This window comes from Novosphingobium sp. (genome assembly GCF_041915465.1).
In the GTDB taxonomy this organism is placed as follows: domain Bacteria; phylum Pseudomonadota; class Alphaproteobacteria; order Sphingomonadales; family Sphingomonadaceae; genus Novosphingobium.
The window spans coordinates 19,980-46,488 of sequence record NZ_JAYSBK010000012.1 but is presented as its reverse complement, the minus strand read 5'-3'; the positions used below and the strand labels follow the sequence as shown (position 1 = coordinate 46,488).

Annotated in this window: 26 protein-coding genes and 1 pseudogene; 8 read left to right on the top strand and 19 right to left on the bottom strand. The window is 63.3% G+C overall.

The features are described from left to right. Positions 1–144: 144 nt before the first annotated feature. From ACE3SN_RS04060 to ACE3SN_RS04040, 5 genes and pseudogenes are all read right to left on the bottom strand, one after another. Positions 145–2,385: pseudogene (locus ACE3SN_RS04060) on the bottom strand (strawberry notch-like NTP hydrolase domain-containing protein); the annotation flags it as partial. A gap of 42 nt (positions 2,386–2,427) precedes the next feature. Continuing rightward, complete coding sequence (locus ACE3SN_RS04055) at positions 2,428–2,643, bottom strand: DUF6117 family protein (RefSeq protein WP_374527716.1); 216 nt, start codon at positions 2,641–2,643, stop codon at positions 2,428–2,430. Next, positions 2,630–3,148, bottom strand: coding sequence for a hypothetical protein (locus ACE3SN_RS04050; RefSeq protein WP_374527714.1), 519 nt, complete (start codon positions 3,146–3,148; stop codon positions 2,630–2,632). The genes ACE3SN_RS04055 and ACE3SN_RS04050 overlap by 14 nt, the downstream gene beginning before the upstream one ends. Positions 3,149–3,214: 66 nt before the next feature. Continuing rightward, positions 3,215–5,284, bottom strand: coding sequence for a ParB/RepB/Spo0J family partition protein (locus tag ACE3SN_RS04045; protein WP_374527712.1), 2,070 nt, complete (start codon positions 5,282–5,284; stop codon positions 3,215–3,217). Positions 5,285–5,410: 126 nt separating this feature from the next. Next, the gene (locus ACE3SN_RS04040; protein WP_374527710.1) at positions 5,411–6,604 is read right to left on the bottom strand and encodes a DUF932 domain-containing protein; all 1,194 of its coding nucleotides are present in this window, start codon (positions 6,602–6,604) and stop codon (positions 5,411–5,413) included. 561 nt (positions 6,605–7,165) lie between these two features. On the opposite strand from ACE3SN_RS04040, the gene ACE3SN_RS04035 reads away from it, so the two are divergent. The 4 genes from ACE3SN_RS04035 to ACE3SN_RS04020 all read left to right on the top strand — a co-directional run bounded on the left by ACE3SN_RS04035 (position 7,166) and on the right by ACE3SN_RS04020 (position 10,303). Beyond that, complete coding sequence (locus ACE3SN_RS04035) at positions 7,166–7,405, top strand: hypothetical protein (RefSeq protein WP_374527708.1); 240 nt, start codon at positions 7,166–7,168, stop codon at positions 7,403–7,405. A gap of 7 nt (positions 7,406–7,412) precedes the next feature. Beyond that, positions 7,413–8,843: a hypothetical protein gene (locus ACE3SN_RS04030; RefSeq protein ID WP_374527706.1), complete on the top strand. Its 1,431-nt coding sequence runs from the start codon at positions 7,413–7,415 to the stop codon at positions 8,841–8,843. Beyond that, positions 8,840–9,640, top strand: a complete 801-nt coding sequence (locus ACE3SN_RS04025) for a TIGR02391 family protein (RefSeq protein WP_374527704.1) — start codon at positions 8,840–8,842, stop codon at positions 9,638–9,640. The genes ACE3SN_RS04030 and ACE3SN_RS04025 overlap by 4 nt, the downstream gene beginning before the upstream one ends. Positions 9,641–9,706: 66 nt before the next feature. Continuing rightward, on the top strand, positions 9,707–10,303 hold the full coding sequence (locus tag ACE3SN_RS04020) for a sce7726 family protein (protein ID WP_374527702.1): 597 nt from the start codon (positions 9,707–9,709) through the stop codon (positions 10,301–10,303). Here ACE3SN_RS04020 and ACE3SN_RS04015 read toward each other — a convergent pair. The 6 genes from ACE3SN_RS04015 to ACE3SN_RS03990 form a co-directional block, all read right to left on the bottom strand. Beyond that, on the bottom strand, positions 10,260–11,348 hold the full coding sequence (locus ACE3SN_RS04015; RefSeq protein WP_374527700.1) for a beta family protein: 1,089 nt from the start codon (positions 11,346–11,348) through the stop codon (positions 10,260–10,262). The two genes, ACE3SN_RS04020 and ACE3SN_RS04015, sit on opposite strands and share 44 nt — an antisense overlap. Positions 11,349–11,359: 11 nt before the next feature. Then, positions 11,360–12,625 (bottom strand): helix-turn-helix domain-containing protein, encoded by a 1,266-nt coding sequence (locus ACE3SN_RS04010; protein ID WP_374527698.1) that lies wholly within the window; start codon positions 12,623–12,625, stop codon positions 11,360–11,362. After that, positions 12,622–13,044 (bottom strand): hypothetical protein, encoded by a 423-nt coding sequence (locus tag ACE3SN_RS04005; RefSeq protein WP_374527696.1) that lies wholly within the window; start codon positions 13,042–13,044, stop codon positions 12,622–12,624. Before ACE3SN_RS04005 ends, ACE3SN_RS04010 begins: the two co-directional genes overlap by 4 nt. Positions 13,045–13,171: 127 nt before the next feature. Beyond that, the gene (locus tag ACE3SN_RS04000) at positions 13,172–14,431 is read right to left on the bottom strand and encodes a tyrosine-type recombinase/integrase (RefSeq protein WP_374527694.1); all 1,260 of its coding nucleotides are present in this window, start codon (positions 14,429–14,431) and stop codon (positions 13,172–13,174) included. A gap of 497 nt (positions 14,432–14,928) precedes the next feature. After that, positions 14,929–15,321: a hypothetical protein gene (locus ACE3SN_RS03995; RefSeq protein ID WP_374527692.1), complete on the bottom strand. Its 393-nt coding sequence runs from the start codon at positions 15,319–15,321 to the stop codon at positions 14,929–14,931. Next, positions 15,318–16,001 (bottom strand): hypothetical protein, encoded by a 684-nt coding sequence (locus ACE3SN_RS03990; RefSeq protein WP_374527690.1) that lies wholly within the window; start codon positions 15,999–16,001, stop codon positions 15,318–15,320. The genes ACE3SN_RS03995 and ACE3SN_RS03990 overlap by 4 nt, the downstream gene beginning before the upstream one ends. A 146-nt stretch (positions 16,002–16,147) precedes the next feature. On the opposite strand from ACE3SN_RS03990, the gene ACE3SN_RS03985 reads away from it, so the two are divergent. Continuing rightward, entirely contained in the window at positions 16,148–17,251 is a 1,104-nt protein-coding gene (locus tag ACE3SN_RS03985; RefSeq protein WP_374527688.1) for a TrbI/VirB10 family protein, read from the top strand. Continuing rightward, on the top strand, positions 17,248–17,472 hold the full coding sequence (locus ACE3SN_RS03980; RefSeq protein WP_118072672.1) for a DUF2274 domain-containing protein: 225 nt from the start codon (positions 17,248–17,250) through the stop codon (positions 17,470–17,472). Before ACE3SN_RS03985 ends, ACE3SN_RS03980 begins: the two co-directional genes overlap by 4 nt. Here ACE3SN_RS03980 and ACE3SN_RS03975 read toward each other — a convergent pair. The 8 genes from ACE3SN_RS03975 to ACE3SN_RS03940 form a co-directional block, all read right to left on the bottom strand. Then, positions 17,460–18,356, bottom strand: a complete 897-nt coding sequence (locus tag ACE3SN_RS03975) for a LysR family transcriptional regulator (protein WP_374527685.1) — start codon at positions 18,354–18,356, stop codon at positions 17,460–17,462. The genes ACE3SN_RS03980 and ACE3SN_RS03975 overlap by 13 nt on opposite strands. Positions 18,357–18,496: 140 nt before the next feature. Next, positions 18,497–19,276, bottom strand: a complete 780-nt coding sequence (locus ACE3SN_RS03970) for a sulfite exporter TauE/SafE family protein (protein ID WP_374527683.1) — start codon at positions 19,274–19,276, stop codon at positions 18,497–18,499. 4 nt (positions 19,277–19,280) lie between these two features. Continuing rightward, positions 19,281–20,198 (bottom strand): MBL fold metallo-hydrolase, encoded by a 918-nt coding sequence (locus ACE3SN_RS03965; RefSeq protein ID WP_374527681.1) that lies wholly within the window; start codon positions 20,196–20,198, stop codon positions 19,281–19,283. Positions 20,199–20,260: 62 nt separating this feature from the next. Next, positions 20,261–20,908 carry a peroxiredoxin gene (locus ACE3SN_RS03960; RefSeq protein ID WP_374527679.1) on the bottom strand — a complete coding sequence of 216 codons (648 nt, stop codon included), beginning with the start codon at positions 20,906–20,908 and terminating at the stop codon, positions 20,261–20,263. A 170-nt stretch (positions 20,909–21,078) separates the two neighbouring features. Continuing rightward, positions 21,079–21,816, bottom strand: coding sequence for an ABC transporter ATP-binding protein (locus ACE3SN_RS03955; protein WP_374527677.1), 738 nt, complete (start codon positions 21,814–21,816; stop codon positions 21,079–21,081). Beyond that, on the bottom strand, positions 21,809–23,011 hold the full coding sequence (locus tag ACE3SN_RS03950) for an ABC transporter permease (protein WP_374527675.1): 1,203 nt from the start codon (positions 23,009–23,011) through the stop codon (positions 21,809–21,811). Before ACE3SN_RS03950 ends, ACE3SN_RS03955 begins: the two co-directional genes overlap by 8 nt. Beyond that, positions 23,008–24,189, bottom strand: coding sequence for an efflux RND transporter periplasmic adaptor subunit (locus tag ACE3SN_RS03945; protein ID WP_374527673.1), 1,182 nt, complete (start codon positions 24,187–24,189; stop codon positions 23,008–23,010). The genes ACE3SN_RS03950 and ACE3SN_RS03945 overlap by 4 nt, the downstream gene beginning before the upstream one ends. Then, a complete protein-coding gene (locus ACE3SN_RS03940; protein ID WP_374527672.1) occupies positions 24,180–24,782 on the bottom strand; it encodes a TetR/AcrR family transcriptional regulator in 603 nt (200 codons plus the stop codon). Before ACE3SN_RS03940 ends, ACE3SN_RS03945 begins: the two co-directional genes overlap by 10 nt. An 89-nt stretch (positions 24,783–24,871) precedes the next feature. On the opposite strand from ACE3SN_RS03940, the gene ACE3SN_RS03935 reads away from it, so the two are divergent. Both ACE3SN_RS03935 and ACE3SN_RS03930 read left to right on the top strand, forming a co-directional pair. Then, positions 24,872–25,738 carry a class I SAM-dependent methyltransferase gene (locus ACE3SN_RS03935; RefSeq protein ID WP_374527670.1) on the top strand — a complete coding sequence of 289 codons (867 nt, stop codon included), beginning with the start codon at positions 24,872–24,874 and terminating at the stop codon, positions 25,736–25,738. Continuing rightward, positions 25,731–26,492, top strand: a complete 762-nt coding sequence (locus tag ACE3SN_RS03930; protein WP_374527668.1) for a hypothetical protein — start codon at positions 25,731–25,733, stop codon at positions 26,490–26,492. The genes ACE3SN_RS03935 and ACE3SN_RS03930 overlap by 8 nt, the downstream gene beginning before the upstream one ends. The last annotated feature ends 17 nt before the right edge of the window (positions 26,493–26,509 follow it).

Here is a 26,509-nt window from a genome sequence, read left to right as displayed (position 1 = left end):
AGATGCCAGTCTGATGGAGTGGCTCGACACCCTGTGAAATAATGCGAAGGACGTGGTGAAATATGCCGCAGCTTTGCAGGACTACGCCGCGTTCCTTCGCATTACCGCTTCCTCGCGATAAGCGATCTTATGCGCAGCTGCGCATAAGATCGTGAAGGCCCCAGCATAGGCGTCGTAGATCCGCACCTGGTCGGGGGTCAGCTGGTGCTCGACCAGCTCGTATTCGACGCCTTCGTAGGACAGCGAGCGGGCGGCATAGAGGCCAAGTGCCTTCAGATCGCGGGCCAGCACCTCCATCGCCGCAACGCCGCCCGCTTCGATGGCCGCGACGAAATCTGTGCGCTTGTCGAATGGGAAATCCGCGCCGCCCCAGAGGCCAAGTCGCTGGGCATAGGCGAGGTTCTCGACCGTAGTCGCGCCGGTTGCCGAAACGTAGAGCACGCGGGCATCGGGCAGCGCGTGCTGCAGGCGCAATCCCGCGCGTCCCTGCTGCGAGGGAGCGGAATCGCCGCGGTCTGACTTACCGCCACCGGCATTTTGCATGGCATGGCTTTCGTCGAAGACAATGACCCCGTCGAAATCGGTTCCCAGCCAATCGACGATCTGCTGCACCCGCGAAACCCGGTTCTCGCGCGCATCGGAGCGTAGCGTGGCATAGGTCGTAAAAAGGATGCCCTGATCAAGCCGGATGGATGTGCCTTGGCGGAATCGGGCGAGCGGCTGGATCAGCAGCGGCTCCTGACCAAGCGCGCGCCAGTCGCGCTGGGCGTCTTCGAGCAGCTTGTCGGACTTCGAAATCCACACCGCGCGGCGGCGGCCCTTGAGCCAGTTGTCGAGTAACACCCCTGCCACCTGTCGCCCTTTGCCCGCGCCCGTTCCGTCGCCGAGGAACCAGCCCTTGCGGAACTGGACAGCGGTTTCGCAATCGTCGGGCGCGGCTTCGATCTTGTCGAATGTGGCATCGACGGTCCATCTCCCGGCGAGATGCCCGCTGTGCGCCTCACCCGCATAGATCACGGATTCGAGCTGGGCGTCGGAGAGGAGACCCCGTTCGACCAGTCCCTCGGGCAAGTGGGGCCGGTAGCTGGGCTTGGGCGGTGCGACCGATGCCATGGCGGCGGACTGGACGAGCCGGGTCGGGTGCGGTTGCGCGCCCCCGATCCGGATCGATTGCAGCACATAAGGCTCATAGAGGGCGTCGGTCAGGCGGCCTCCACAGGTCGCTGCCCAATCGACGGTTTCATAGTCGAGTACGGCTCCGGCAGGTTCAACCGGCGGCACGGCGACAAGGCGAGGTTTGGGAGCGGCGGCGCGGCGGCTAGCGCTAGCGATCTTTCCCGTCGACGGGATGGCAGGCAAGACCGCAACCGGCGCCCGCGCTGGCAGTGCATCGACCAGCATTCGCAGCAGGCTTGGCAGATCGGCGGCCGTCACGTGCGATGGCGGAAAGACGCCGGGATCGTCCGCAGGCACCTTGTCGATCACCGTCAGCCGGGTCTCGAAAGTCGTGCCGTGGCTCGCGTAGATGCTGCCTGCGATCGGCGCGGTGAACACAACGTGCGCCTTTTCCTGCAACCTCACGAAGCTGTCGCGCCAGGCCGCATGATCCGGCGTACAATGGCTCCCCGTGATCGCGACGAGCCGCCCGCCTACGGCAAGTCGGGCCAGCGCCGAGACGATGTGGCGGAATGCGGCATCGGCGACGCGGGTCTCGACGCCGAGCGAGGCCGAGAACGGCGGGTTCATGACGATGCACGTCGGCACCACGCCCTCATCGAGCCGATCGTGGATCTGCGCCGCATCGTGCCCGGACACGCTTGCGCGCTCGAACAGATGCCGCAGCAGTTCAAGCCGCGTGTCGGCAACCTCGTTGAGCGCCAAGCCTGCGCCGGCAAGTTCGGCCTGTACCGCCAGCAACCCGGTGCCCGCCGATGGTTCCAGTACCAATTCGCCCGGCTGGAGGTTCGCGGCAAACCCGGCGATCCAGGCAAGTCCGAGCGGCGTCGAGAACTGCTGGTATTGCACCATGTCCTCGCTGCGCCGCGTATGGTTGGGGGTGAGGCGAGGAATCCGTTCGACAAGTTTCAGCCGTTCGAACGGGTCGGCGGTCTTGGCGTGGATGGCAGGGCCATAGCGGCGCAGGAACAGCAACTGGGCGATTTCGACCGCTTCGTAGGCGGTCTTCCAGTTCCAGGCCCCGCTGGCATCGCTTGCACCAAAGGCCGATTGCATGGCGGTGCGAATGGCGGGAGCTTCGATCCGGCGACCTGCGGCCAGGTGGCCGAGCAGGTCCTGGGCAGCTTCGATGATGGAACGGGCAGTCTGGTCCGAACGAGCGGAAGCAAGCGGGCGCACGGCGGCACCCGCCAGTGGCGAGTTGGTCATGTCATGATCCTTCGATTGAGGTGTGGTGAGGCCTGCCCGCGCTCAAGCGGGCGGAATGTAGGCCTCGTAAGGGTTGCCGGGAGCGAGATGACCGAACGGCGTCATCACGTAATCACCATCATCGCGGCCAACGGCGCACAGGACATAGCGGGTCTCGCCGCTGCCGACCTCGGTGCATTCCATCAGCGCCAGGTTGCCGTCCTTGGCAGCCCTGAGCAGAGTGTTGAAATTGGTGCGGGCATAGTCAGGAATCGCCATGGCGGATCTCCCCGTTGGCGGTGGCTTCCCTGTAGAAGCGGTCGAACAGTGAGTGGGTCGATTCCGACCGGATGGTGTCGGCGGTGATCAGCATGGCGAGGCCGCCGAAGCCATCGGGGCGCATCTTGGAGCAGGTGAACGCCATGGTGACCGCCAGTTCCTGAAGTTCGGGCGAACGGCGCACGATGTCCTGCAGCACGTCGGGCCAGAGGTCGCCGGCCATGTCGAGTTCGATATCATCCTCTCCCAGGATGGCATCGGGCTGCTCATCGATCAGCTTCTGCGCCAGGCGGCTGGTTTCGGGGGTGGCCGCATCGAGGGCGGAGCGGACTTCAGCGGCTGGCAATGAGATCAGATCGCTCGCGCCTTCTTCGCTGAAATAATATGCGGCGTCGCCGACGAGCTCTTCGCTGAATACCTGAGCAAGAAACATTCGCTCGATCGGCAACATCGCCGAAAGCGGAATCACGGGATCGATCACCGTGGGCGTGAAATAGTCAGCCATTGCATGGCTCCTTTGAAAGCTTGGGGGATGGCAAGAGGGGCGACCGGAGCCGCCCCGCGCGCCCAATCATTCGGCGGCGATCGCCATCGGATCGAACTCGCCATCCTCATCATTGAGGAAGTCGGGCAGGTCAGTGTCGGGCGCTTCCTGCTCGGCAGCTTCGATAACCGGCAGACGCAGCGGTTCGGGTAGCCAGCCCGTACCTTCAAGCAGCCGTTCGGCCTCGCGCGCCATGTCGCCCTTCTTGAGATGCTCGATCAGCACAGCGGTCGCATCGCCTTTGGCTTCGCGCACGGCTTCGATGATGCGGGGCTTGGTGACGCGGCCGAGGTAGTTATCGACCGTTGGCGTCCAGCCTGCGTTGGCCATGTCGAGCCCGACCACCGACGCCAGGGCATCAGCCGCAGCGATCCGGCAAGCAATGCCGTGTGCCGAAATCTGTCCCCCGTAGCCCTTGACCGGTTCGAACAGCGCGTTGACGCCCAGTGAGACGCAGTGGGCGAGCAGCGCCATCTGCTCGTCATGCGCCAGCGCCGCCAGCGTATCCCACAGCGCACCAGGCTCGTCGGGCAGGCGCGAAGCCCACCGCTCGTGCCGTTCCTGGATCGCGAGGCTCCACGGCGTTTCGCGCAGGTCCGGTGCGACGTTGCCGAGCCAGGCTTGGGTGACGCCGATCTGCACGCAGCCGTAGGTGCCGTGCGAGCGGAACACCGACAAGGTGAGTGCGTGGAGAACGGCGATGAATGCCGCCTGCGAATCCTGGGCGAGAGCGTTGCGCAGCGCCACGGTTCGCACCGCCGTCAGTTCGGAGATGAGCCGGTCGGGGAGCGGACGGATCGTGTCGTCCTCGTCGTCGCCCTGGTGCTCAGCCTGGACCTGCCCGCCAACGCTGATCGCAGGACCGGATGCCTGCTGGCCAGCTTCGGCATCGACCGACGTGCCCTGATCCTCTGCCACCGGTTCGTCCTCGGGCCGGACATAGCCCCGGTCGATCCGCAGCCGTCCATCGTGCGCAAGCGAAACGAACACGCCCGCGAGTGCCATCTCATCAGGCTCGTAGACCACCGGGCGAGAGGTGAGCGGCGTCAGTTCAGCATCGATCTCAGTCAGCCGGGCATCGACCTCATCGGGCAGGTCGCAGCCATCGCGATATTCCTCGCCGATGGCATCGTATTCCTCGACCAGTGCATCGAGTCGCGCCTGCTCTTCATCGGTCAGGGGAACGGTCGTGCCGGTGATCCGGCGCTTGCCGCGCTCGCAGCCGAAAGGAAGGTCGATGGCGGCCTCGACCCATTTCCAGCCCTCGGTGCCGATTTCCTGCGCCGCCTCGTTGAGCTTTTCGTTCACCAGCAGTTCGACCAGCGCCGGGTCCTGTAGCCAGCCATCCTCTTCGGCCGAAAACAGGTCGCGCATCACATAGCCGCCCGCCTCGGTATAGGCGTCGATGCCGATGAATCGCACGCGGCGGTCGCTGGCGGCCATGGCCTGTTCGGTCAGCAGACGACGGATGTGATAGGCGGGAACGTGTTGGCCTTGGTTGACCTGTTCCCAGACCTGTTCCTGGCGGGCATGGTTGTCGGTGACCGAGAAGGCCATGAGCTGTTCGAGCGACATGCCGTCTTCGCCGTAGACGTCGAGCAGGCTGGGCGAGACCGAAGCAAGCCGCAGGCGCTGGCGCACGGTCGAAACCGAGACGAAGAACCGCGCCGCGATGTCCACTTCGGACAGCCCTGCCTCGACCAGCGCGCTAAAGGCACGGAACTGGTCGAGCGGGTGAAGCCCTTCGCGCATGACGTTTTCGGCGAGTGAGTCTTCCTCGGCGATGCCGCCCTCGCGCACTACGCAGGGGACGGGTTGGTCCTTGGCCATCCGCTTGGACTTCACCAGCAGTTCGAGAGCGCGAAAGCGGCGGCCACCGGCCGGAACCTCGAACTGACCGGTTTCCTGGCCATCGTCGTCGAGTATGGCGCGGACGTTGAGGCTCTGGAGCAGTGTGCGGCGATAGATGTCTTCGGCAAGGTCCTCGATCGAGAGGCCCGCCTTCACGCGCCGGACGTTTTTCTGGCTCAGCACCAGCTGCGAGAACGGGATGTCGCGCGAGGAACTGAGCACGAGCTTGGGAACAGACTTGGTCATGGCAATTCTCCATGACGGGCGCCGGGAGCCTTTCTCTCGGCCTCGACCCGTCACGAAGCGAAGCGCCGCCCTCTCACTTTAGGAGAAGGCAGCGCCACGCTTGAGAAACACCGGGATGGTTCGGGCTCAGTGGACCCGGTAAAGCAGCTTCTTGGCCTTGCCCTCCATGTCGAGCCGGGCATCCTGGTGCGCCTTGTCGCGGGCCAGCGCGGTGATCCCCTGCACGAAGTCGAAGATCGATTCGGGTGGGCGGCCTTCTTCGGCGAGCACCCGTTCGATGATCTTGCCAGTCTCGGCCTTGGAGAACCCGCGCGCCCGCAGGAAGTCGCTGCGATCCTCTTCGGTCCGGGCAACGATGCGTTCGCGCGCCGCCTTGACGCCGTTGACAAAGGGCAGCGGAGAGGAGTTGGCAAAGCCTTCCAGGGCCGGTGCGGCTTCGTGCGCGAAACGGTTCGCGGCATACTTGCTATGCCGGATGGAGATTTCTTCGAAGTCTTCGACGCCCCATAGGTTCCGGTTCTGGCAAACCGCGCGCAAGTAGAAGCTCGCCATGCCGAGCGTCTTGGCCCCGACCTCGGAGTTCCAGCAGTAAAAGCCCCGGAAGTAGAGATCGGGCGATCCGTCGGGCAGGCGGCCGGCTTCGATCGGGTTGAGATCGTCGACCAGGAACAGGAACACATCCCGGTCCGAGGCATAAAGCGTGGTCGTGTCACGGGTGATGTCGACACGGGGATTGTAGATCCCGGTCGACCAGTCGAGCACGCCCGGCACCTTCCAGCGCGTGTCGCCGGTGCCATTGCCGGCGATCTTCTGCACCGCCTCGACGAGTTCATGGTCGTAGATCCGGCCATAGTCGGGACCGGTGACCGCGCGCAGTTCGACACGGCCATTGTCGGTTTCGAGCGTCTTGATCTGCTCGGTCCGGTTCGAGCTCAGGCCGTACTGCAGATTGATCGCCGCCAGCGGCGCTGGAAGCTGGCGGAGGTAAGCCGCAGGCGCGCCAACCTGGCTCGCCAGCTGACCGAAGCTCCAGTGCGTCGGCGTGACAGGCGCATCGGCGCCCGGCAGCATCAGCGCCAGGCGCTCGGGATCGTTGCGGTTTGCTTCGACGTGGATCAGCGCGCTTTCGACGACGCGGGTCCGGCTGCGCTCCGACCGGCCACGCACCGAGCGGGCCAGATCGCCGAGCGAGAGAAATCGCTCATCGTCGGGCCGCGAGAACCACTCCGACGAGACTCGGCCAACGCGGGAGCCGCGCGAGACATCGACCTTGTAGCCGCCGCTCGCATCGCGGCGGGCATCGAGAACCTGCATGTTCATGGGAAAACCTCCATGACGGGCAGCCGGGAGCCTCTCTCTCGACCCTAATACCGTCACGGCGAAGCCCGCCAGCCTCTCACTCTCACCTGCTCCCGCTACCGGTCGCACGAGCGGCCAGCGAATTTGTCACGACCAGAAATCGCACCCTGAAGTGAGGCGGGGATTCTTGACGTTGCGCATGCAGGCGGAAAGACGGGGCTTGTCGGCTTTCCGAGCCTGCGCATGAAACCATGACCGCCGGTTCAGTGTCCGTGCGGGGCCTGCCCCATTAAACGCCGCGCCCGCAGGAGCGCGCCGGAAGGGCGTGCGGGACCGAGCGCGTCAACTGCCCCGCTCCGCTTCACGGGGCGTTGCGGGGTGTCCCCGCAGAAGGGGTAGGCGGAGATCGCGCAGCGGCTCCGGCTCAGGGGAAAGCTTTCCCCTCCGTTCGGGGGATTTCGTTCCTGTTATGTTTGCCTTCTTGTGTCATTCAATTATGGTTGCCCAATGACAAGTCGGCCTAATCTTCCCTCGTCGCTCGAATCCATACGAATAAGTCTACAGGCTAGGGCGATTCTCGACGTGCTTGCCAAAGAAGGCTGTGCGAACAGCCGGTTGCTGGAGACATGGCTTGCCACGATCGGCCTCACGGCATCGAGCCGCGCCATGACCGATCTACTGGATCGCTTGGAAAAGGACGGGTTGGTTCGACTGGAGCAGGTTGACACTTACCGCGTGGTTCGAATTCGGCGATTTGGGGGCGAAGTCGCATCCGGTCTCGAGGCCTTGGACTGGATTGCCAAGCCCGAACTCCCGGAATGATGTGATCGTGAGCCGTCATCAGCGCACCATCCTGATCGCCGATTTCGAACTGCCTCGAGGTTCGGTCACGATCGAGCAGTTGATGGCGATGCCCCGCGCCGGATGGGGACACCTGCGATCACAGATCAACGTGCGGCGACGCGAGGAACGTTCCAGACCGTTAGCTCGGTGCAGGATCTGCGAGGGTGGCGTTTTCATCAGGGTGCAAGCGACCAGGGACGGACACATTCCAATGTACGCGCACTACCCGGAAGCGGACAGGGAGTGCCCCTGGTACGAAGGTAATAGTCTACGTCCCGACGACGCTCGGGCGGCACAATACCAGGGTCATCAAGAATCCGCGCTGCACCGCCGACTCTGCTCAACAATCGAGCAACTGGTCAAAGCCGATCCGCGTTGCACGCACACCGCCGTGAACACCTACTTGCGACCCGAAATCCACAAGCGTGGTCGCTGGCCGGATGTCTATGCTGACCTGGGCGACGTTGGGCGCTTTGCGCTTGAAGTGCAGCTGTCGAAGCCGTTTGCACCGGAGATCGCGGCCCGCCACGTCCATTATGATGCTGAAGGCGTCGCCCTGGTATGGATCTTCAACTCCCTTGAAGACCCTATGCCACAAGGCTTCCATGATGTCGTGGCCATGCAGCGCGGCAATGCTTTCGTTTTCGATGACGAGGCAGAGGCGGCATCGATCGAGCGTGGGACACTGGTCCTGAAATGCTTCCTGGAAGATGGTCGGGGCGGCTGGCGTGAGCCGAGAATGATCGGACTGGATGAGTTGCAGATTGGCGCGGGACGGTCGGCCTTTGTGGAGGACTGTCGGTCGGAGGCTTTGAAACAGCGGTGCAAGGAGCATCGGTCGCGTTGGTGGGATGCCATGAAAAAGGCTGGCAAGGAACGGCCGAACTCGCCGGAATACAGCGAACACCATGAAGATGGCTGGGCCGACATGAAGGCGGCTGTTCCCGGCCTGTGGCAGTGGGAGATGGATTTCTGGGCGGAGCGATCTCACCGTGCCCGAGCCCATACCGCTGTGCTCTACGCGATCTTGTGCTCGATCGCGCACAGTGCCGAAGCCGGGCGGCCGATCCTCCATATCACCAAGTTCTCCGGCGACAGCGCCGTGTTGTCGATGCTGAACAGCAAGCTCAGCGGGGCGGATTTCAAACACTGCGCCAGCCTGATCGAGACCTTCGTTCGAGCAACGGCATTGTCGGATTTGCTCGAAAAGTCCTCGCTCAAGCGGATAATCGCAGAAGCTCAGGCGACGGACGTTCAGGTCAATGAGGACCATCCGCTGTGGCGAGCCATGGCACGCCTGTTCCCGGAAGTGCTGGATGGCCTGGTCAGGGCGGAGCTTGACGATCTGGGGCAGTTGCCATGTTGGGCATCTCCAAGCCCCAAAGTGCCGATCGCCGACTTGGCGGCCGCGCAATGAAGCCGCTGTTCTCGCAGGCGGGACTCGAAGCGATTGCCGGTGCGCTCGGCGATACCGATACCGGTTTGAAGGGCGCGGAGATCGAACTGCTGATTGCCACGTGCGGTATGACGGATCCTGGACCGATCACCAAGCGCACAAGAATCTACAACGCATTTGCGGACAGCCAGAACCAGAGGCGGGATCGCACCCGGATTCTCGGCTTCATTCGGCATGCCATGAAGCCGGCGCGCTATATTCGCGAACCCGAGCGCTTTGAGCCGATACGGACAAAATTGAACTTCGCATTGGCGTTTGCCGGGCTGGTCGTAACCGAGGCCGGCGCACTCGAATCCGTCCCTGTCGCAACGACACTGACCGAAGCCCAGCGCCGGGCAAACGAATTGCGGTGCGACCTTGAAACGCGAGGTGTCCATGCAGATGTGCTCGTTTTCTGCCGCGCCGAACTGGTGGCGGACGACTATTTCCATGCGGTCCAGGAGGCCGTGAAGAGCGTCGCCGCAAAGATGCGAACGAAGACCGGCTTGACCGACGATGGCGCGACGCTGGTGGATCGCGCCTTGAGCGGGACTCCTCCAATGATCGCGATCAACCCGCTTTCGAGCGAAAGCGAAAGGGGTGAACAGCGCGGCTTCGCCAATCTCGTGAAAGGAACTTTCGGCATGTTCCGCAACCCGACGGCGCATGAGCCCCGCATTCACTGGCCGATGTCCAAGGGCGACGCGCAGGATCTTCTGACGCTGGTTTCGCTGATCCATCGCCGTCTCGATGCCAGCGACATGCCAGCGCGCGGATAGGTCATGGCAAGCCCGGCGTAACATTGGTCGTTGCGCGGAGCCTATCGCCGCGGCTATCGATTCTTCATGGCTTCGAGACCGCTTCGGGACAGTGATGTCAGGCAAGCCGCCTATCGGCGGCTGCTCACGCACGCCCAAGCCTGTCCAGACACCTTGGTTATCGACGAACTCGGCCTCGATCATGGCAGCTGCCGGATCGATATCGCCGTGATCAACGGTCACATCCGAGGCGTCGAGATCAAGGCAGAAGCCGATACCCTGGAGCGCCTGCCTCGACAGGTGGCAGCCTACGGTGAGGTTGTGGACAAGGCCCTGCTAATCGTGGCGCCGAAGCATCTCGAACCGGCCATGGCGATTGTCCCTGACTGGTGGGGCGTCATGGTTGCCGAGCGAAGTTCCACTCAGGGAGTTCGGTTCCGCCGCGTCCGAGCGGAACGGGCAAACAAGCACATCGATCCGCTTGTCCTGGCCCGACTGCTGTGGCGCCCTGAAGCACAGGCGATCTTGAGAGGTCTTGGCGTTTCGGAGCGGGAGCTCAGGGCTCCGCGGGCAACGCTATACAAGTTGCTGGTTGATCGGCTGCCGTTGCGCCGGTTGGCGCAGACGGTGCGCCAGACGCTCAAGGCCCGAACAACGTGGCGAGATCGTTCACCACTTTTGTGATGTGATGGTTTGAGCCAACCCATCGCCAGGTGCTCAGATTGCCTGTGCTTGCGGTTCCGTTGCGACAGGCATCGATGTAGGTGCTTCCCGGCGAGTAAGCCGCGCCCAAGTAGCGCGGTGAACTGGTGACGTTGCCACTGCAGCCGCGGTACTGACCAAACCCGTTGTCGCGGACATTCGACCCCTTCGCGATGATCCAGCCATCATCGCACGTGTAGCGGATGGTGGCAGCGGGCTTGAGAAGGCGCATGTCCCCCTGAGCAAATCCATGCCCGGCAATCGCGTAGTCGCCGAAGCCGGGAATGCGATCATCCCCGCTCAAGGATGCCAAAACAGCCTGGTAAAAGGTCCATTCGCGTCTCGGCCAAAACTGGAGCGGCCCGGTCACGTCAGCCATCGATGCCGGAAACGATGTGCCCGCCATGGTTACACTTCGTGCTCCTGCCATGGCACTCGATCCGCTGAGGGCGCCTGAGACGATCCCGACAAGGACATTCTGAGGCTCCCAAGTGGGCGCCTCCAGATCGAGGACTATGTCACAGTCTTCAAGCGCAACGCCAAGCTGGTACAATAGGGCGCCGACACCGGCGTCGAACGCCGCAGTATCCATGGCTTCATCGAGCGAGCATCTGAGTGCGATTCCCGTTTGCATCAGAGCCCGGGCAGTCCCGACCGCTGCCCGGTAAGCACCGTCACTGGTAAGCCTGACGACCGGCACGATCACTGCGTTCTGTGCGAAAGCCTGCTCACACAAGTACAACATCGGGTGCTTGCCGCCAAGCATCGTGGCTGTCGCATCCAGCAGGCCGCAGTCCAGCAGCGCCAGTCGGGAGCCCCACTTTTTGTGTAGGCGGGTTGCAAAAGGAGCCAGGTGTTCGTCGATCGTCTTGGCCGGTGTCCACGTCTCGAAGTCGAAATCGGGCGGCGTGATCTCGATCAGGGGAACCGTTCGGTCCTTGGTGGTGTCGGCTAGCCGCCAGAGCGCCTGGTATTCGCCCTGCCGCCATTTGAGGATCGGGACATAATCGGTGTGCGTGATCGGCATAGCGTCGCCTCTCAAAGATCGAACTGGCGGCGAACCTCGCCGTTGCCAACAAGCGAGCGAAACAGGGTGTAATCATTCGCATCCCGCCGGATCCGCCCCGCGATCACCGCTGGCGCGACTTCAAAGCGCTTGGCATCGGCGAGAACGGACTTCTCGTTTCGGGTAAAGCGCGAAACCGCGAGGTTCCAGTTCGCCTCCGGAATCAGCGCTTCCTGCGCAAAATAATCGGCATCCTGCTCAACCTTATCGGCGGCGGGCGAATCATTGTCGTCAAAGATTGCCGCGTACTCGCCCAACCGGATGTGCAGCTTGAGATGCCCGATCTCGTGGAGAAGCGTGAACCAGAAATTGTCGAGCCGGTCGTGGCGCAGCGTCATCGCGACAATCGCATGATGATCGGCTGACGCCAGCGCGGCACCGTCGAGAAGTGTGCCCGGCAGATGACGTTCGATTACCAGCGATATGCCCGCATCGCGCAGATAATCGACCGCGATGCGTGGTCCATTGTCGTCGAGGCTGAGAGCAACCAGGCCGCGTACCCAATCGGCAGTAAGTCGATCTCGGTCGAAATTCCGTTCGGGTGGATTGCGATCCGCAAGGGTTCGAACGCGCGCTTCCCAAGCCGCGATAGCTGCCTCATGTACTTGCCCGCTGGAACGCACCGACTTGCGGTGCAAGGCCATCGGCACAAACTGCGAATGAGCACCATGCAAGAACGCCGGAATTAGAGCGCCTGCGGACTTCTTCGCCTGAGAGAGCGTGCCCGAGAAGTCCTCAAACCATCCGCGCTTGTACATTTCGGCGAGCGGGAATGCCTGCCAGACCGAAGGATCGACGCTATCGAGCTTCGGACTGCCGACCAGCTGAGCGCGTTCGACGATGCGCACGTTGAGGGCATCGGCAACTTCGGTCAGGCGGTCGAGGCTAGCCATGCGGTAGCGGTCAGATTCATAGCGCTGGATCTGCTGCTCAGCGACTCCCAGGAAGTCACCGAGATCCTTCTGGCTCATGCCGCGCGCGATGCGCGCCTGAATGAGGATGTCGGGCAGGTCGTGCAGGCTCTCGGCTGAGAACTCCGAAATCTTGCCTGCGCGCAGGTCCTCATAGAAGCGCACGTCTTCCTCGAGTTCGTCAATCTGGCTGCGCAGCGCGGAACGCTGCGCCTTGGCGAACACTTCGGGGAAATCGCCCGTGGGTGCTTCAAGCGCCGCAAAGGCTCCGGCCAGCTTCTCGATCGAGGCCTTGGTGGACCTGTACTGCTTTTCGTTGGTGATCATGGCGTCGCTCCTTTCGGCGGCGCGAGCGAGATGCGGAGGATGCCCTTGGTCTGGCCAGAGGACTTCTCGACTTGGAAGAAGTCGAGGAAGGGGGCGCCCGGCCCGTTAGGCATCCCGGCGATGAACATCTCGCCCAGGTATTTTGCTTTTTGCGCTGCTCTCTTGTTGTCGAAATCGAGAAGGACCGGATCGAGCTTGGTGTGATCGACCCCGACATGGTCCCAGCAGCCGTCGTAGTCGCCAGGGTGCGGTTTCGCGGTCACGAAGCTCCCATCGAGGTAGACATAGCGGCATCCGGCAACAGCCAGCGCCTCCACCATGCGAACGAAACCGCTGAACAGCCACTTGCGATGCGGTGTTGTCGCAAAGCGCGCCTCAACCTCATCAAGGGTCGTATCGTGAATGCCGGGTGGCAGCACGGCCCAGGGGCAAGGCGAGCCCAGCTCGATTAAGTCCGGTATCATAGACACAATAATATAATTGTGTTGTGAGTTTGTCGAGTCTGTTTTTGTTCTCTGCGCAGGCTAGGGAAACTGCGGTTTCCCGCTATGCCGCAAGCCGGAGAATGGTCGACTCACGCCCGTCCAGGAGGTTCGCGATTTTCATCGAGACTCGTTCAACGGCGAGGCGCAGCGCTTCGTCGATGTGGACGTAATTCTGGGTCGAGCCTCGTGCCCCGTGGCCGAGCAGCGCCTTGATGGTCAGTTCGGAGAAGCCCATGTCGCCCGCGACGCTGCCAAAGGTGTGCCGCAGAACATGCGGCGTGACACCCTTGATCCCAGCGATCGCGCACAGGGCTCGAAGGGTCTCGGGCACACCGGAGTAAGGCCGGTCCACGAAATCCGAAGCGAAGAAAAGCGATAGTCCGCGCTTTTCGGGCAAGGATTTCAACAACTGGATCGCGGCCTGCCCGATTGGTCGCACCTGCCCGTCGGTCTTGGTATCGGGGAAGTGGACATAGCCACGATCAGCGTGGAGCCACGAGCGCTCCATCCCGATGACCTCGGAAATGCGATAGCCGGTGAGCAACAAGGCGCGAACGGCGGCGATGCCAGTGGGGTTCTCTTCATTGCGCTCGGCAATCTCGATGGCTTCACCAAGCGCCCGAATTTCGGCGGCGGTAAGCCGCCGAGTGCGTGCTTTGCCGGCAATCTTCCGAACGCCCGCAGCGGGATTGTTCTCCACAATGTCATAGCGGAGCGCATGGGACAGGAGGCTTTGAAGCGTTGAGACCGCGCGGCCGGCAACACCGGGCCCGCCGGCGGCCTTGCCGCCGCGCCCGCCTTCCTTTCTCGGCTTGGCGGTCTTCCCGACAACGATGTCCATCTGCATCTTCTCGATGTCCGCGATGCGCAAGGCACGAACCTGCCGAGCGCCGATCAGCGGGACAATGTGAGTCTCGATCCGGCTGCGATCCATCGCGAGGGTCGACGCCTTGATCGGCCGGTGCTTGCGCCCAAGGATTGTGCCGGCTTCGGCGTTTTCAAGATACCAAGTACAGACTTCGCGGATCGTAATGGCAGCCCGGGACTGCGCGCGCTCCTCAGCCGGGTCGGCGCCACCGACAACCGCCGCCAGTTTCAGGATCGCCTGCTTGCGCGCCTGATCAACGGTGAGAACGCCGTACCGCCCAATCACGATTCTGCGGCTGCGTCCTTCTTCGTTCCGGTATTGAAGCACGAATGCCTTGAGGCCCGACGGGATGACGCGGACGCCAAATCCGCGCAGCTCAGAATCCCACAGAAACGCCTGTCCCTTCGCAGGGATCGCAAGCGCGTCGATCGCTAATTTGGTGAGCTTTCCCATGCCGGCTTGTCCTTTCGGGCATTTTGCTTACACAAGCCGGAGTCCTTGGCAATGTACGCACAATGTAAGCGAGCGGGAAGAAACGACAGGTCAGAATTGGGTTGTTCTGGCGTAGTCCCGATTCGATATTTGTGCGGATATTCAGGACGATAGAGTTCGTTGGCGGGCGTTGGCGTAGTCTCGACGGAAGCAATCTGGCATTTTGCCAAGGTTGGGGTCGAGGGTTCGAATCCCTTCGCCCGCTCCAGTTTTCTCCCAGAAAACCAACGTTTTGAAGCCAAGGCCGACCGGCCTTGGTCTGGAGACAGAGCTCTCCCGCAGAGCCGCTGTCTCCACATTGTCTCCAATTTTCCGGAAGCTTGCGCGTAGGTTCGGCTTTTGTAGCGTAGGCGGATCAATCTCCGGTTCGCTGACCGATCTCGTCGAAGCGTAGCGAAAGATGACTCGGGCAGAATTTTCGGCCTGCCCGTGCCGAGTGCGATGCCTCTGTCGGCGAGTCACATGGCGCGTAGGCGGTCGCCGGTCGCGCTGATCTCGTAAAAGCCACTGGCTACTGTCTCAGAGATGCTGACCAGCTTGGGCCACAATGTCAGCACCCGGGCACATTGCCGTTCGATTGGCCATTTGGCCACGGCAGGTGCCGGGAAGAAGCCGATCAGGCCTGCATGTGAGAATATATGTCGGGATGGTCGCTTCTTGGCGATATTGCGATCCGCAGTCAGCACGCACCAGCGTCCCTCCCGGCCAAGAAGTTCAATCCACTCCTCGTCCTTGAGGCTACCCGTGCCGAACTTGTCCCTGATGTGGACCACCGTATGCATGTCGTCGAAAAACGCCCCAAGGCCCCTGCCGAGCCTTGGCGGCAGATTGTTGTCGACGAGTAGCTTCATGCCGCCTTTCGGTTGCCGATGCTCGCCTCATAGGCAAGAGCATCACGAATCAGCCGCGGCTTGATTTCGTAGACCCGCGCCGCTTGCTCGACCGAACCTTCGGCTGCGACGGCGTCGACCATGCGGGCGGTTGATATGCCACATTGGGCCAATATCGGTTGACCGAAAGATCTGGTGGGATCGGCAACGACGGTTTTCTTGCCGTGAAGGAGCCACCAGCGTTCGGCCCCGGCCGGACCAAAATCGAGATCATGCAGGCTTGGTTCCACGACCCGCTTGAAGACACCCTGGCTCTTCCTGAGATCGATGAACTCCGGCTCATCTAGGTCCCGGGTTATCTCGAGAAAGATGGTCTTCCCATCGGTCCTGAAAGCCTGCGTCGAGAAAGGCCGCTCGTCACCAACAATCTCTCGCGCCCGTTCAATGCATTTTCTGATCGTTGGAAGGCCGATCCGCTGCTTGCGCAATGCATTGACGATCCGGGCTTCGACCAGATCGCGAAAGCCCAGCAGGACGCCGTCTTCGTCAGGCTCATACTGGGGGTGCCAGAGCGCGGGTTCCGGCTTGCTGTCATGCTCATAGCCCAGCAACCAGCGACGGAGCGTGGATTGGCTCATCCCGACCATCCGGGCGGCCTCGAGTGCCGAATAGGCCCCAATACCATAATCCACGCTGTCCATGTCCGCTCTATAATCACAACCAGTGAACAACGGGCAAAAGAATTCGTCGATGACCGGTAGCGGCAGGATTTCCCTTGGCGGCGGAAACGCCCCCATCGGATGAAGAACTACGATTTGATGTGCGTTCGCTGATGCCGGAGCCGACCATGATAAGCTGTCGGAATTGCCGGAAGGGGAACGCCTTCCCCTGTGCGCTGATCGGCGGCGCCCTGATCTATGCCCTCCAGCCCGAGGGGCGAAAGGGCGCCGAGGAACTCTACAACACCGATGGCGTCGCCGTGGCCGACAATCTCGCCGGGGCGCCCAAGGACTATGGTCAGGTGCCCAAGCTCGGCCCGCCGCTTCCCGGCGATCTCGGCAAGCCGATATTCGATGCCCGGCAGCGCGGCGATGTGGCCGCCCTGCCACCAGCCGGGACCGGGCCTGCGACCAATCCCGCTGCAGACGCGGCCGCCGCCGCCCGGCAGCGCGCCGAGCAGGAGCGAGAAGCCGCCCGCGGCAGTCGCCTGTTCTTCGGAGGCGGGAGCGCGGGTTCTGCCGCAGGCAGTCTGCCCAGTCTGCCTGTGGGAGGCGATGCGCCGACAGTTGCACTTGATGGGCCCCCTTCATCCGATGCGGCGCGTCGGCAGGCCTTCCTCGAGCGCGCCAGTGATCGGCGGACGGTTTCGGGCGAACGGCTAGTGGGGCTGGCCGCCCCTGCTATCCTCCAGGCAGGTTCGGTTATCCCGGCTGCGCTGATCACCGGGATCCGTTCGGACCTGCCGGGCCTGGTGACCGCCCAGGTGACCCAGAACGTCTATGACAGCCCGACGGGGCGCATTCTGCTGATCCCGCAGGGCTCGCGGCTGATTGGCGACTATGACGCCGATGTCGCTTTCGGTCAGAGCCGGGTCCTGCTCGCCTGGAACCGGCTGATCCTGCCTGATGGCCGCTCGATCGTGCTCGAGCGGCAGCCGGCTTCCGACACTCAGGGCTTTGCCGGGCTGCAGGACGGCACCGACTATCACTGGGGCGGGGTGCTCAAGGCCGCGCTGGTCTCGACCCTGCTCGGCGCCGGCGCGGAACTGGGTTCCGGCGATGAGGGCAATCTGGCCCGTGCCTTCCGTCGCGGGACGCAGGACAGCATCAATCGCGCCGGCGAGCAGATCGTCAGCCGCGAACTCAACGTCCGGCCGACGCTGACCATCCGTCCGGGTTTTCCGGTGCGGGTGCTGGTCACCCGCGACCTCGTTCTGGGAGCGGGGCAATGACGCGCCTGAAGCTATCGGACATTGCCGATGAAAAGCCGGTGCGGCTGACCATCGAGCTGCCGGCGCGGCTGCACCGCGAGCTTCTGGCTTATGCGGCGGCGGTCAATGGCGGGGCCGCAGCGGGCGCGCCAACGGTCGAACGCCTGATCCCGCCCATGCTGGAGCGGTTCATCGCCAGCGACCGCGCCTTTGCCAAGGCGAAGCGCGGTCAGGCGGGGTAACGCTCGTTGATCATCGTGAAGAAGCGCTGCAGCGCCGGGTTCTCGTTGTCCTGACGCCAGTAGAGCGCAAAATCGATCCGCGCCGTGCCGCCATTGTCATAGATGTCCCGGAACTGCAGCTCCGGCCACGTAACGCCCATCGACGCTTCGGTGGCAATGGCGATGAAGCGGCCGACCGGAACCATGCTGAGCACGCTCTCGAGGCTGGTTTCCTGGGTGATGATATTGGGGCGATAGCCCTGCCCGGTGAGGCGCGCCGTGATCAGGTTCCGGATGATCTGGCCAATGCCCTGGCGCGGGACAACAAAGACCTCGCGGCGAAGATCGCCCCAGTAGATCCGGCTTGCCTCGAGCAAGGGATGCTCGGGGTAGAGGGCCGCGACGAGCCGTTCCGACCATACCGGGCGCGATGCAATCCCCTGTTCTTCGCTGCCGAGCGGCGCGATCGCAACGTCGATCGTCCCGGCGCGCAGATCGCTGCACAGCTTGTCCGGATCGCCTTCGACTCCGTCGAACTGCACATCGGGAAACCGGGTCAGATAATCCGAGAAGGCGGCCTTGAGGTGCCCGGCCATGAGCGAGGAGCAATAACCCACTGCGAAGCGGCCTTGCTCGCCATAGCCGATTGCCCGCGCCGTGGTCTGGAGATTGTCGAGGTCGGTGATGATGCGACGTGCGGACTCGAGAAAGACCTTGCCGGCTTCGGTAGGCTCCGCGCCGCGTGTCGTCCGCTCGAACAATTTGACGCCAAGCCGGTCTTCAAGTTGCAGGACGCTTCGGCTGAGCGTTGCCTGCTTCACATTAAGCCGGGAGGCCGCTCTCGAGAAGCTGCGAAGGTCTGCGGACATGACCGCGAAACGAAGCTGACGAATTTCGACGGACACGCTTGTTCATCTCTCTCCTTTTGACGTCAGAAGTCCTAAGAAATAATTTTTAGACCTGACGGAAAAATTGATTGTAAAATAGATATTTATAACACTCTATTGCGGGGAACATTACGATTTATTGGAGTTCTGCGTCGGCGTTATCCGAACGCACTTCGCCACAGCGTATAGATCGCGACGACGAAGATCAGCCCTGCGAACAGAGTGTTGAGCGCTCCTTTCATTGCCGACAGTCGCTGTGACAACAGGGTCCCTGCCACACCACCAGCAACCCCGCCCGCGATGAAGGCACCTGCCAGGGTCCAGTCCACGAGCCCGGACAAAGCGTAGTTGACCGCTGCCGTCAGTCCGAAAGCGGTGACGGCGACAAGGGACGAGCCGACCGCGTTGCGCATCGGCATGGCGGTCGATGCCATCAGGGCCGGAACGATGAGAAACCCGCCGCCAATCCCGAAAAAGCCGGAAAAAAGCCCGGTGCCAAGGCCATAGCCCATCACCTTGGGCGCATTCTCGCGGCGGCATTGGGCATCAGGATTGCCGGGATCCTTGCGGTTGCGGATCATCAGCGCGCCGACCACCAGCATGAGCAAGGCAAACAGGAATAACAGACGCTGCCCGTCCATCGCCTTGCCCAGGGTCGAACCGGCGTAGGCTCCCGCAACCCCTGCCGCAGCAAACATTCCGGCGCACCGCCATTTGATCGTCCCGGCCCGGGCGTGCGGAACGAGATTAGCTGCCGCATTGGCAGCAACAGCGAGAGCGCTGGTGCCGATCGCGACATGGGGCTGCGGCACGCCCACCAGATAGACCATGAGCGGGACGGCCAGGATCGAGCCGCCCCCTCCGACCAGGCCGAGAGTGAAACCGACGAGGCCGCCGGACCCTGCCCCGAGCAGGTACTGGATGGTTTCGAGCGCCATCGGCTTAGAGCTGGTTGAGCGGCAGCTTGAGGTAGCTGACCCCGTTTTCTTCCGGCTCCGGGAAATGCCCGCCGCGCATGTTGACCTGGATCGATGGCAGGATCAGGCGCGGCATGTCGAGCGTGGCGTCGCGTGCCTTGCGCATGGCTACGAAGTCGTCTTCGTTGACGCCGTCGTGAAGATGCACGTTGCTGCGGCGCTGCTCGGCAACCGTGGTTTCCCAGGCATAGGTGTCGCGGCCTGGTGCCTTGTAGTCATGGCACAGGAACAGGCGACTGGCTTCGGGCAGGCTCAGCAGCCGCCGCACAGACCGGTAGAGGACGTGAGCATCCCCGCCCGGAAAGTCGGCGCGGGCCGAGCCATAGTCCGGCATGAACAGGGTATCCCCGATGAAGACGGCATCGCCGATGACATAGGCCATGTCGGCCGGAGTGTGGCCGGGTACATGCAGCGCGATGGCTGGAATGGAGCCGACCGAGAAACGGTCGCCCTCGTCGAACAGATGGTCGAACTGCGAACCGTCGCGGGCAAAGCGGGTGCCCTCGTTGAAGATCTTGCCGAAGACGTTCTGCACGGTGAGGATGTGGCGACCGATCGCCAGCCTGCCGCCCAGTTGCTCCTGTAGATAGGGTGCGGCCGAGAGATGATCGGCATGGGCGTGCGTTTCCAGCAGCCATTCGACTTCCAGCCCCTGTTCGCGGACATAGGCGATCACGGCATCGGCAGACGTGGTGGACGTGCGCCCCGATGCCGGATCGAAATCGAGCACGCTGTCGATGATCGCGGCCTTTCCGGTCGCAGGATCGGACAGAACGTGGGTTACAGTGAAGGTCGCTTCATCGAAGAAGCTGCGAACCTGGACCGCCGCCGGATCGGCCTGCTGCACGATCTCTGCTGCGGCGGCAATGACGGGGTCTGACATGCTCATTCCTTTCCTGGCTGGTTCCCGGCGGCGCTTGCGCGCCGCCGGTTGCCTGGCCTTGTTCAGAGGGTCTTGGTGCTGAAATACCAGTCGACGTAGTTGTAGCCTTCGCCAGCGCGGGCTTCGGCAGCCGCTGCGGTCTGCGGCGGCGATACAATCACGTCCTGACCGGGTTGCCAGCCTTCGGGTGTGGCCACCTTGTTGGCGTCGGCCGTCTGCAGGGCCTGCATGAGGCGAACGAACTCGGCGATCGAGCGGCCGTTCGACATGGGGTAATAGACCATGGCGCGCAGCGTGCCTTCAGGGTCGATGAAGAATGTGGCGCGCACGGCCTGGGTGTCGGACGCACCCGGGTGGACCATGCCGTAAGCGGTTGCCACCTTCATCGAGATGTCTTCGATGATCGGGAACGGGATCTCGACGCCGAACTTCTCCTTGATCGAGCGCACCCAGGCGATGTGGGCATAGTTGGAGTCGATCGAGAGGCCGAGCAGCTCGGTGTTCATCGCCTTGAATTCATCGGCATGGCGGGCAAAGCCCATGAACTCGGTTGTGCAGACCGGGGTGAAGTCGGCCGGGTGGGAGAAGAGGACGAGCCACTTGCCCCGATAGTCGGCCAGCGATCGCTGGCCATGCGTGGTCTTGGCGCTGAAGTCAGGTGCCGCCTCATTGATGCGCGGCATGGCGGGAGCAGTGAACGTGTCAGTCATGATGGCCTCCTTGTTGGCTGAGGACATAACTATCTCGATTTAATAAATTAGAGAATTGGAATATTTGACACAGAGTAATCGGCACAGTCGATTTGATGGCGGAGTGACCCGAGAATCGCCTGAAATGCCGCACTGAGCTGCGATGGCTGATCTGGAAGCCGCGCATCATTTTATGATTTTCCCGCATTATCGCAGTTCTGGCCCGCATCTGGCTTGCCTGCCGGAGCTTCCTCGACCGTGACGCCGTCGCGGATGTTGTAGAGGTGGCGGAAGGTGGGAATGATCTTTTCATCATGGGTGACCACGATGATCGCTGTCTCGAACTGTCGGGCCATGGTGTTGAGCAGGTCGACAACGGCCAGAGCGCGCACGCTGTCGAGCGGTGCGGTCGGTTCGTCCGCCAGGATCACCGGCGGGCGGTTGACCAGCGCGCGGGCGATGGCGACGCGCTGTTGTTCGCCGCCGGAGAGCTGTGACGGCATGGCTGCTGCGCGGTGCGCCACATCAAGTGCCTCGAGCAGGTCGCGTGCCTCTTTGCGGGCCTCGGCATTCGGCTTGCCGGCCAGCATGGGGAGCAGCGCAACATTGTCCGTCACGTCAAGGAACGGGATCAGGTAGGGCGCTTGGAAGATGAAGCCGATCAGATCGCGGCGCAGGGCGCGCAGATCGCCCGCTTTCCAGCCATCGTCGTAGATCACTGTCTCGCCAATGGTCATGCGGCCAGATGTCGGCTCGATCACCGCACCCAGACACTTGAGCAGGGTGCTTTTGCCCGAACCTGACGGGCCGATCAGGCCGACGACTTCACCCTTGGCGACCGACATGTCGACGCCGCGCAAGGCGTGGACGGCGGTATCGCCCTGACCATAGGTCTTGACCAGGTTCTCGATGCGGATGCCTTCAGCCACCGATCGCCTCCGCCGGATCGACCTTTAGGGCCGCATGGATCGCCAGCAGGCTGGCCAGCGAACAGATCGCCATGACCGCGAAAAATCCGCGCACGGAATCGGCCGGCAGCAGCAGCACGTATTTGGGAAAGAACGGCGCCCAGAAGGTGGCGGCAATCTTGCCCACGGCAAAGCCGATGAGGCCCAGTCCCAGCGCCTGTTGCAGGATCATTCCCGCAATCGTGCGGTTGCGCGTGCCGATCAGCTTGAGCACAGCAATCTCACGGATCTTGCCGATGGTCATGGTGTAGATGATGAAAGCAACGATCGCGGCGCTGACGATGGCCAGGATGACAAGGAACATCCCGATCTGCCGCGCCGAATTGGCGATCATCTTGTCGACCAGGATCTCTTCCATCTGCGCGCGGGAATAGACCGTCACGCGCTGCCAGCGCCGGATCGCGGCGGCGACGGTATCGGGATCGGCCCCTGCGGCCACGGTCACCAGCACCGCGTTGACATTGGTGCTGCTGACTTGCGCGGCATTGACCGCTTCGGCCACCGCCGGATTACCAGGCGGGTTCAGTGCCGGACTTGAAGCCGTACGCGCCCGCTGACGGATGATCGCGTCGCTGTCCTTCTCGAACTGGGCTTCCTGCGCATCCCTGAGCGAAAGAAACAGCATGGGATCGCCGCCGGAGGAAACCATGCGGCTGGTCAGGCCGACAATCCGGTAGGTGTTGCGGCGTACCTTCACCTGATCGCCAATTGCAAAGCCGGTCTTCACATCGGCCACGGCCTCGTAGTGGCCCTGGACGATCCGGCGCCCGGCAGTCAGGTGTGGGGGCTGACCTGGTTCGCCCGGCTGGGCAACTTCGGCGCCCACCACCATCACCCGCACATCCTTGCCCTGGTGCGCGATCTGCATGGTCAGATAGGTAACTCCCGCCGCACGGTCGACGCCTGCCATGGCGCGAATGGGGCGCTCGGTATCCTCGTTGAGGCTCGATGGCTCAGCATAGGGGCCAAGCGTATCCTTCTGCACCACCCACAGGTCGGCCCCACTGTTGTCGAGCAGGGCCTCAGCATCATCGATCATGCCGCGATAGACCCCGGCCATCGACAAGGTGACGCCGATCAGCAGGCCGAGCCCCACGCCGGTGAGCACGAACTTGCCCCAGCCATGCAGTATGTCGCGGCCGGCAAGGCTGATCATGGCAGCTTGTCGACCACCGTGATGCGGCTCGATGCCGTCAGCGGCCGGGCGCTGTGCAGGATCACCTGATCGCCCTTGCCAAGGCCATCCAGCACCTGCACCCAACCCTCGGCATCTTCCGTGCCGAGCTTCAGGACCGCAAACTCCAGATCGCCATCCCGCAAGACCCAGGCACCTACGTCGCTGCCGATGCGGTGGATGGCGGCATTGGGCATTGCGAGCGTGCGCCCTCGTGCCGGAAGGTCGATGGTCACTTCGGCGAGTTCCCCGATCGGCGGAAGCCCCGCGCCGGCATCGAAGGTCACTTTGGCTAGTACCTCTTCGGTCACGGCATCGGCCACCGGCTCCACCCTTAATACAGAGCCGCGCAGCGGCGCATCGATCCGCGAACGCAGGACGATGCGCGCTGACAGGCCTGCCGCGATGCCGCCCGCGCGGGTCTGGTCGAACCGGGCATTGATCCACAGCTCTCCCGGGTCGACGATTTCAACGACGGCTTGGCCGGCCACCACGGTCGTCCCCGGTTCAGCGAGGCGGCGCACGACCAGCCCGGCCTTAGGGGCGACGAGGCGCAGGTTGGCCTTCTGCTCCTGCAGGGCGGCACGTTCCGCCCCCGTACGGCCGCGATCCTGAGTGGCCGCCGTTCGATTCGCCTGCGCCGCAGCCAGTCCGGCTTCGGCAGCCGCCAGCGCCTGGCGCCGTTGGTCGAGTGCGGTACGCGTCAGCCAGCCGCCCCTGAACAGTTCCTCGCCTCGGATCGCTTCGCTGCGGGCCAGGGCCAGACGCGCGCTGGCATCCGCCACCTGCGAGGCCGCCGCTTGCTCCAGCGCGGCAGAACGACCGGCACTGCCGGTTGCGGCGGCGATGCGCTGGTCAAGATCGATCGGATCGATCAGAGCCAGCACCTGCCCGGCTTCCACCCGGTCACCCACGTCGACGGCCAAGCTGGCGACGCGACCAGGCGCGGTCGGGCCAATACGGTGAATGTAGCGTGCTTCGACAGTACCGATCCCGAACAGGGCTGGGGTAATCGCGCGCTCCTCGATGCTGGCAACCGTGACCTTCACCGGGGCCAGCGGGCCGGACCGAACAGCTACGAAGCCCAGCAGGAGCACCAAGGTGGCGAGCACCGCCAACAGCAGCAGGGCGCGTCGGCTTTGCGGAAGGACTATGCGCATGGCGCGGCTCCCAGGCTTTGCCGGAACAGGCCGAACAGCCGGCGGGCGAGCACTGGCATGGCCGAGAAATCGTCGATTGCCAGCCCCTGCATGACCATGCCCTGCACCATCGCAAGGAACATGACGGTCGCGGCCTCCACATCGGTAGCGTCGGCGATCTCGCCGATCTCGCGCGCAGCAAGCAGTTTATGCGCCACCCGCGCCCGGTATCCGGCCATCAGCTGGCGGGCGATGGCCTTGGTCGGGGTGTCGCCGGCGCGCTGCAGTTCGCCGAACAGGATGCGCGGCACGCCCGGCCGCTCGATGACGAAATCGACATGCGCGGCCAGCATCGCCTCCAGCCGGGCGAGCGGCGGGCCTTCCGACAAGGTGTCGAAGCGGTGGTTCAGTTCAGCGCAGGTCCATTCGAGCACGGCGGTCCAGATCGCCATCTTGTCCGGAAAATGGCGGAACAGCGCGCCCTGTGACACGCCCATGGCCGCTGCTATCTGCCCGGTGGTCATCACGGCCGGATCATGGCTGGCAGCCAGTCCGATCACGGTCACCACGGTCTCGGCCCGGCGCAAGTCGGCGGAGAGATAAGGACGGTTCATGCAGACACCCTGCCATAAAGAAAGCGACTGGTCACTTTTCTTTTTGGCCTGCGCGATTATGGTGCGCCAAGCACCACAGGAGACCCGCGATGACTGACGCCCACCACCACCATGCCGATGCTCTCAAATATGAAGACTGGGCGGGCGAGATGGGCGCGCGCTGGCTTGCCAACCTCACCGGTTTTGAGAACACCATCGCCCCGGCAGGCGAGGCGCTGCTGGCGCATGCGGCCTACCGGCCCGGTGAACGTGTCGTGGATATCGGTTTCGGCGGCGGGGCGACCAGCCTTGCCATTGCTCAGGCCGTAGCCCCGGATGGCGAAGTTGTCGGGATCGACATTTCCCCTGATCTTGCCGCTGCAACCACGCGCCGCGCGGCGGCGGCCGGGATTGCCAATGCCCGCTTCATCTGCGCCGATGCGGCCACGGTTTCGGTGCCCGACGCACCGTTCGACCGGCTCTGTTCGCGCTTCGGCTCGATGTTCTTTGCCGAGCCTGTGGCAGCCTTCACAAACCTGCGCGGTCTGCTCAAACCGGGCGGGCGCCTCGATCTGGCCGTCTGGGGGCCGCCGCAGCAGAACCCGTGGATGCTTGATGGCATGGCGGTGGCCAGGCGCCATGTCGAAATGCCCGCGCCCGTGCCGCGCGCACCGGGGCCGTTTGCCTTCGAAGAGCGCGAATACATGGAAGAAACGCTCATCGCGGCAGGCTTCAGCAATGTGAATATCGTCGCTGCCAAGGGCGAACTGCCCGTGGGTGGCCCGGGCTCCACGGCGGAACAGGCGCAGGCCTTCGTCCGCCATGCCCTCGCCTTCGGGCAGGCGCTGCTCGATTATCCGCCGGAGGTCCAGGAGGCAGCAGCGGCCGAACTGACGGCGCTCTACGCCAGGCACTACCGCCCCGGCGAAGGGGTGATGATGGGCTATGCCATCTGGCTGGTCAGCGCCGATGCCTGATAATCGGTGCTTTGTCCTGCGCCTTGCAGGCGCGTTCCTCTCGGCCGCCACGCTGCTGGCCGCACCGGCGTTTGCCGAACCCACACCGGTTACGGTGCGCGTCATCAGCCAGGACGCCAAGTTTGTCGGCGACAGCACCGGCGGTGCGCAAGTCATCCTGCGCGATGCGGAAAGCGGGCGCATTCTTGCCGAAGGAATTACGAAAGGCGGCACCGGCAACACCGATCGGATCATGCAGTCCGCCGGCCGAAGCCCGCTGCGCGCGACGCCTGATGCCGCCGCCTTTCACGCCACGCTCGACATTGTCCAGCCAACCTTGGTGGAACTGGAGGTCAAGGGCGCGCTTGGCCGCCCGGGTTCCGCCGTCCGGGTCACCGCGCAGCGCTGGATGATGCCTGGCGTGCCGGTGACTGCGGGCGATGGCTGGAGCATCGAATTGCCGGGCCTTGCTGTGACGCCTGCGATTCGTATCACGCCGGAAGGCTTGCATGTTACGGCGAAGGTTGAACCGATGTGCGGCTGCCCACTGACCCCAGGCGGTCTCTGGGATGCAGCCGATTACCAGGTGGAAGCAAGCCTGTGGCAGGACGGCCGCCAGGATCGGAAGGAGGGACTTGCATTCGCGTCTGCCCCCGGCGGCTTCGCTGGGAGCCTGCCGCAGCCGCCGGCCGGGCGCTACACGCTGGTCCTGTTCGCGCGAAACACGGTCACCGGAAGTTCGGGATTGGGGCGGATCGAAATTCAGATCCCCTGATCGTTCCTTTGACGAAA

Coding starts and splice junctions, on each gene's coding strand:
- ACE3SN_RS04055 (WP_374527716.1), bottom strand. CDS start 2,643: ATGGCGATTCCTGACTATGCCCGCACCAATTTCAACACTCTGCTCAGG.
- ACE3SN_RS04050 (WP_374527714.1), bottom strand. CDS start 3,148: ATGGCTGACTATTTCACGCCCACGGTGATCGATCCCGTGATTCCGCTT.
- ACE3SN_RS04045 (WP_374527712.1), bottom strand. CDS start 5,284: ATGACCAAGTCTGTTCCCAAGCTCGTGCTCAGTTCCTCGCGCGACATC.
- ACE3SN_RS04040 (WP_374527710.1), bottom strand. CDS start 6,604: ATGAACATGCAGGTTCTCGATGCCCGCCGCGATGCGAGCGGCGGCTAC.
- ACE3SN_RS04025 (WP_374527704.1), top strand. CDS start 8,840: ATGAAGCCGCTGTTCTCGCAGGCGGGACTCGAAGCGATTGCCGGTGCG.
- ACE3SN_RS04020 (WP_374527702.1), top strand. CDS start 9,707: ATGGCTTCGAGACCGCTTCGGGACAGTGATGTCAGGCAAGCCGCCTAT.
- ACE3SN_RS04015 (WP_374527700.1), bottom strand. CDS start 11,348: ATGCCGATCACGCACACCGATTATGTCCCGATCCTCAAATGGCGGCAG.
- ACE3SN_RS04010 (WP_374527698.1), bottom strand. CDS start 12,625: ATGATCACCAACGAAAAGCAGTACAGGTCCACCAAGGCCTCGATCGAG.
- ACE3SN_RS04000 (WP_374527694.1), bottom strand. CDS start 14,431: ATGGGAAAGCTCACCAAATTAGCGATCGACGCGCTTGCGATCCCTGCG.
- ACE3SN_RS03995 (WP_374527692.1), bottom strand. CDS start 15,321: ATGAAGCTACTCGTCGACAACAATCTGCCGCCAAGGCTCGGCAGGGGC.
- ACE3SN_RS03990 (WP_374527690.1), bottom strand. CDS start 16,001: ATGGACAGCGTGGATTATGGTATTGGGGCCTATTCGGCACTCGAGGCC.
- ACE3SN_RS03985 (WP_374527688.1), top strand. CDS start 16,148: ATGATAAGCTGTCGGAATTGCCGGAAGGGGAACGCCTTCCCCTGTGCG.
- ACE3SN_RS03980 (WP_118072672.1), top strand. CDS start 17,248: ATGACGCGCCTGAAGCTATCGGACATTGCCGATGAAAAGCCGGTGCGG.
- ACE3SN_RS03970 (WP_374527683.1), bottom strand. CDS start 19,276: ATGGCGCTCGAAACCATCCAGTACCTGCTCGGGGCAGGGTCCGGCGGC.
- ACE3SN_RS03965 (WP_374527681.1), bottom strand. CDS start 20,198: ATGTCAGACCCCGTCATTGCCGCCGCAGCAGAGATCGTGCAGCAGGCC.
- ACE3SN_RS03960 (WP_374527679.1), bottom strand. CDS start 20,908: ATGACTGACACGTTCACTGCTCCCGCCATGCCGCGCATCAATGAGGCG.
- ACE3SN_RS03950 (WP_374527675.1), bottom strand. CDS start 23,011: ATGATCAGCCTTGCCGGCCGCGACATACTGCATGGCTGGGGCAAGTTC.
- ACE3SN_RS03945 (WP_374527673.1), bottom strand. CDS start 24,189: ATGCGCATAGTCCTTCCGCAAAGCCGACGCGCCCTGCTGCTGTTGGCG.
- ACE3SN_RS03940 (WP_374527672.1), bottom strand. CDS start 24,782: ATGAACCGTCCTTATCTCTCCGCCGACTTGCGCCGGGCCGAGACCGTG.
- ACE3SN_RS03935 (WP_374527670.1), top strand. CDS start 24,872: ATGACTGACGCCCACCACCACCATGCCGATGCTCTCAAATATGAAGAC.
- ACE3SN_RS03930 (WP_374527668.1), top strand. CDS start 25,731: ATGCCTGATAATCGGTGCTTTGTCCTGCGCCTTGCAGGCGCGTTCCTC.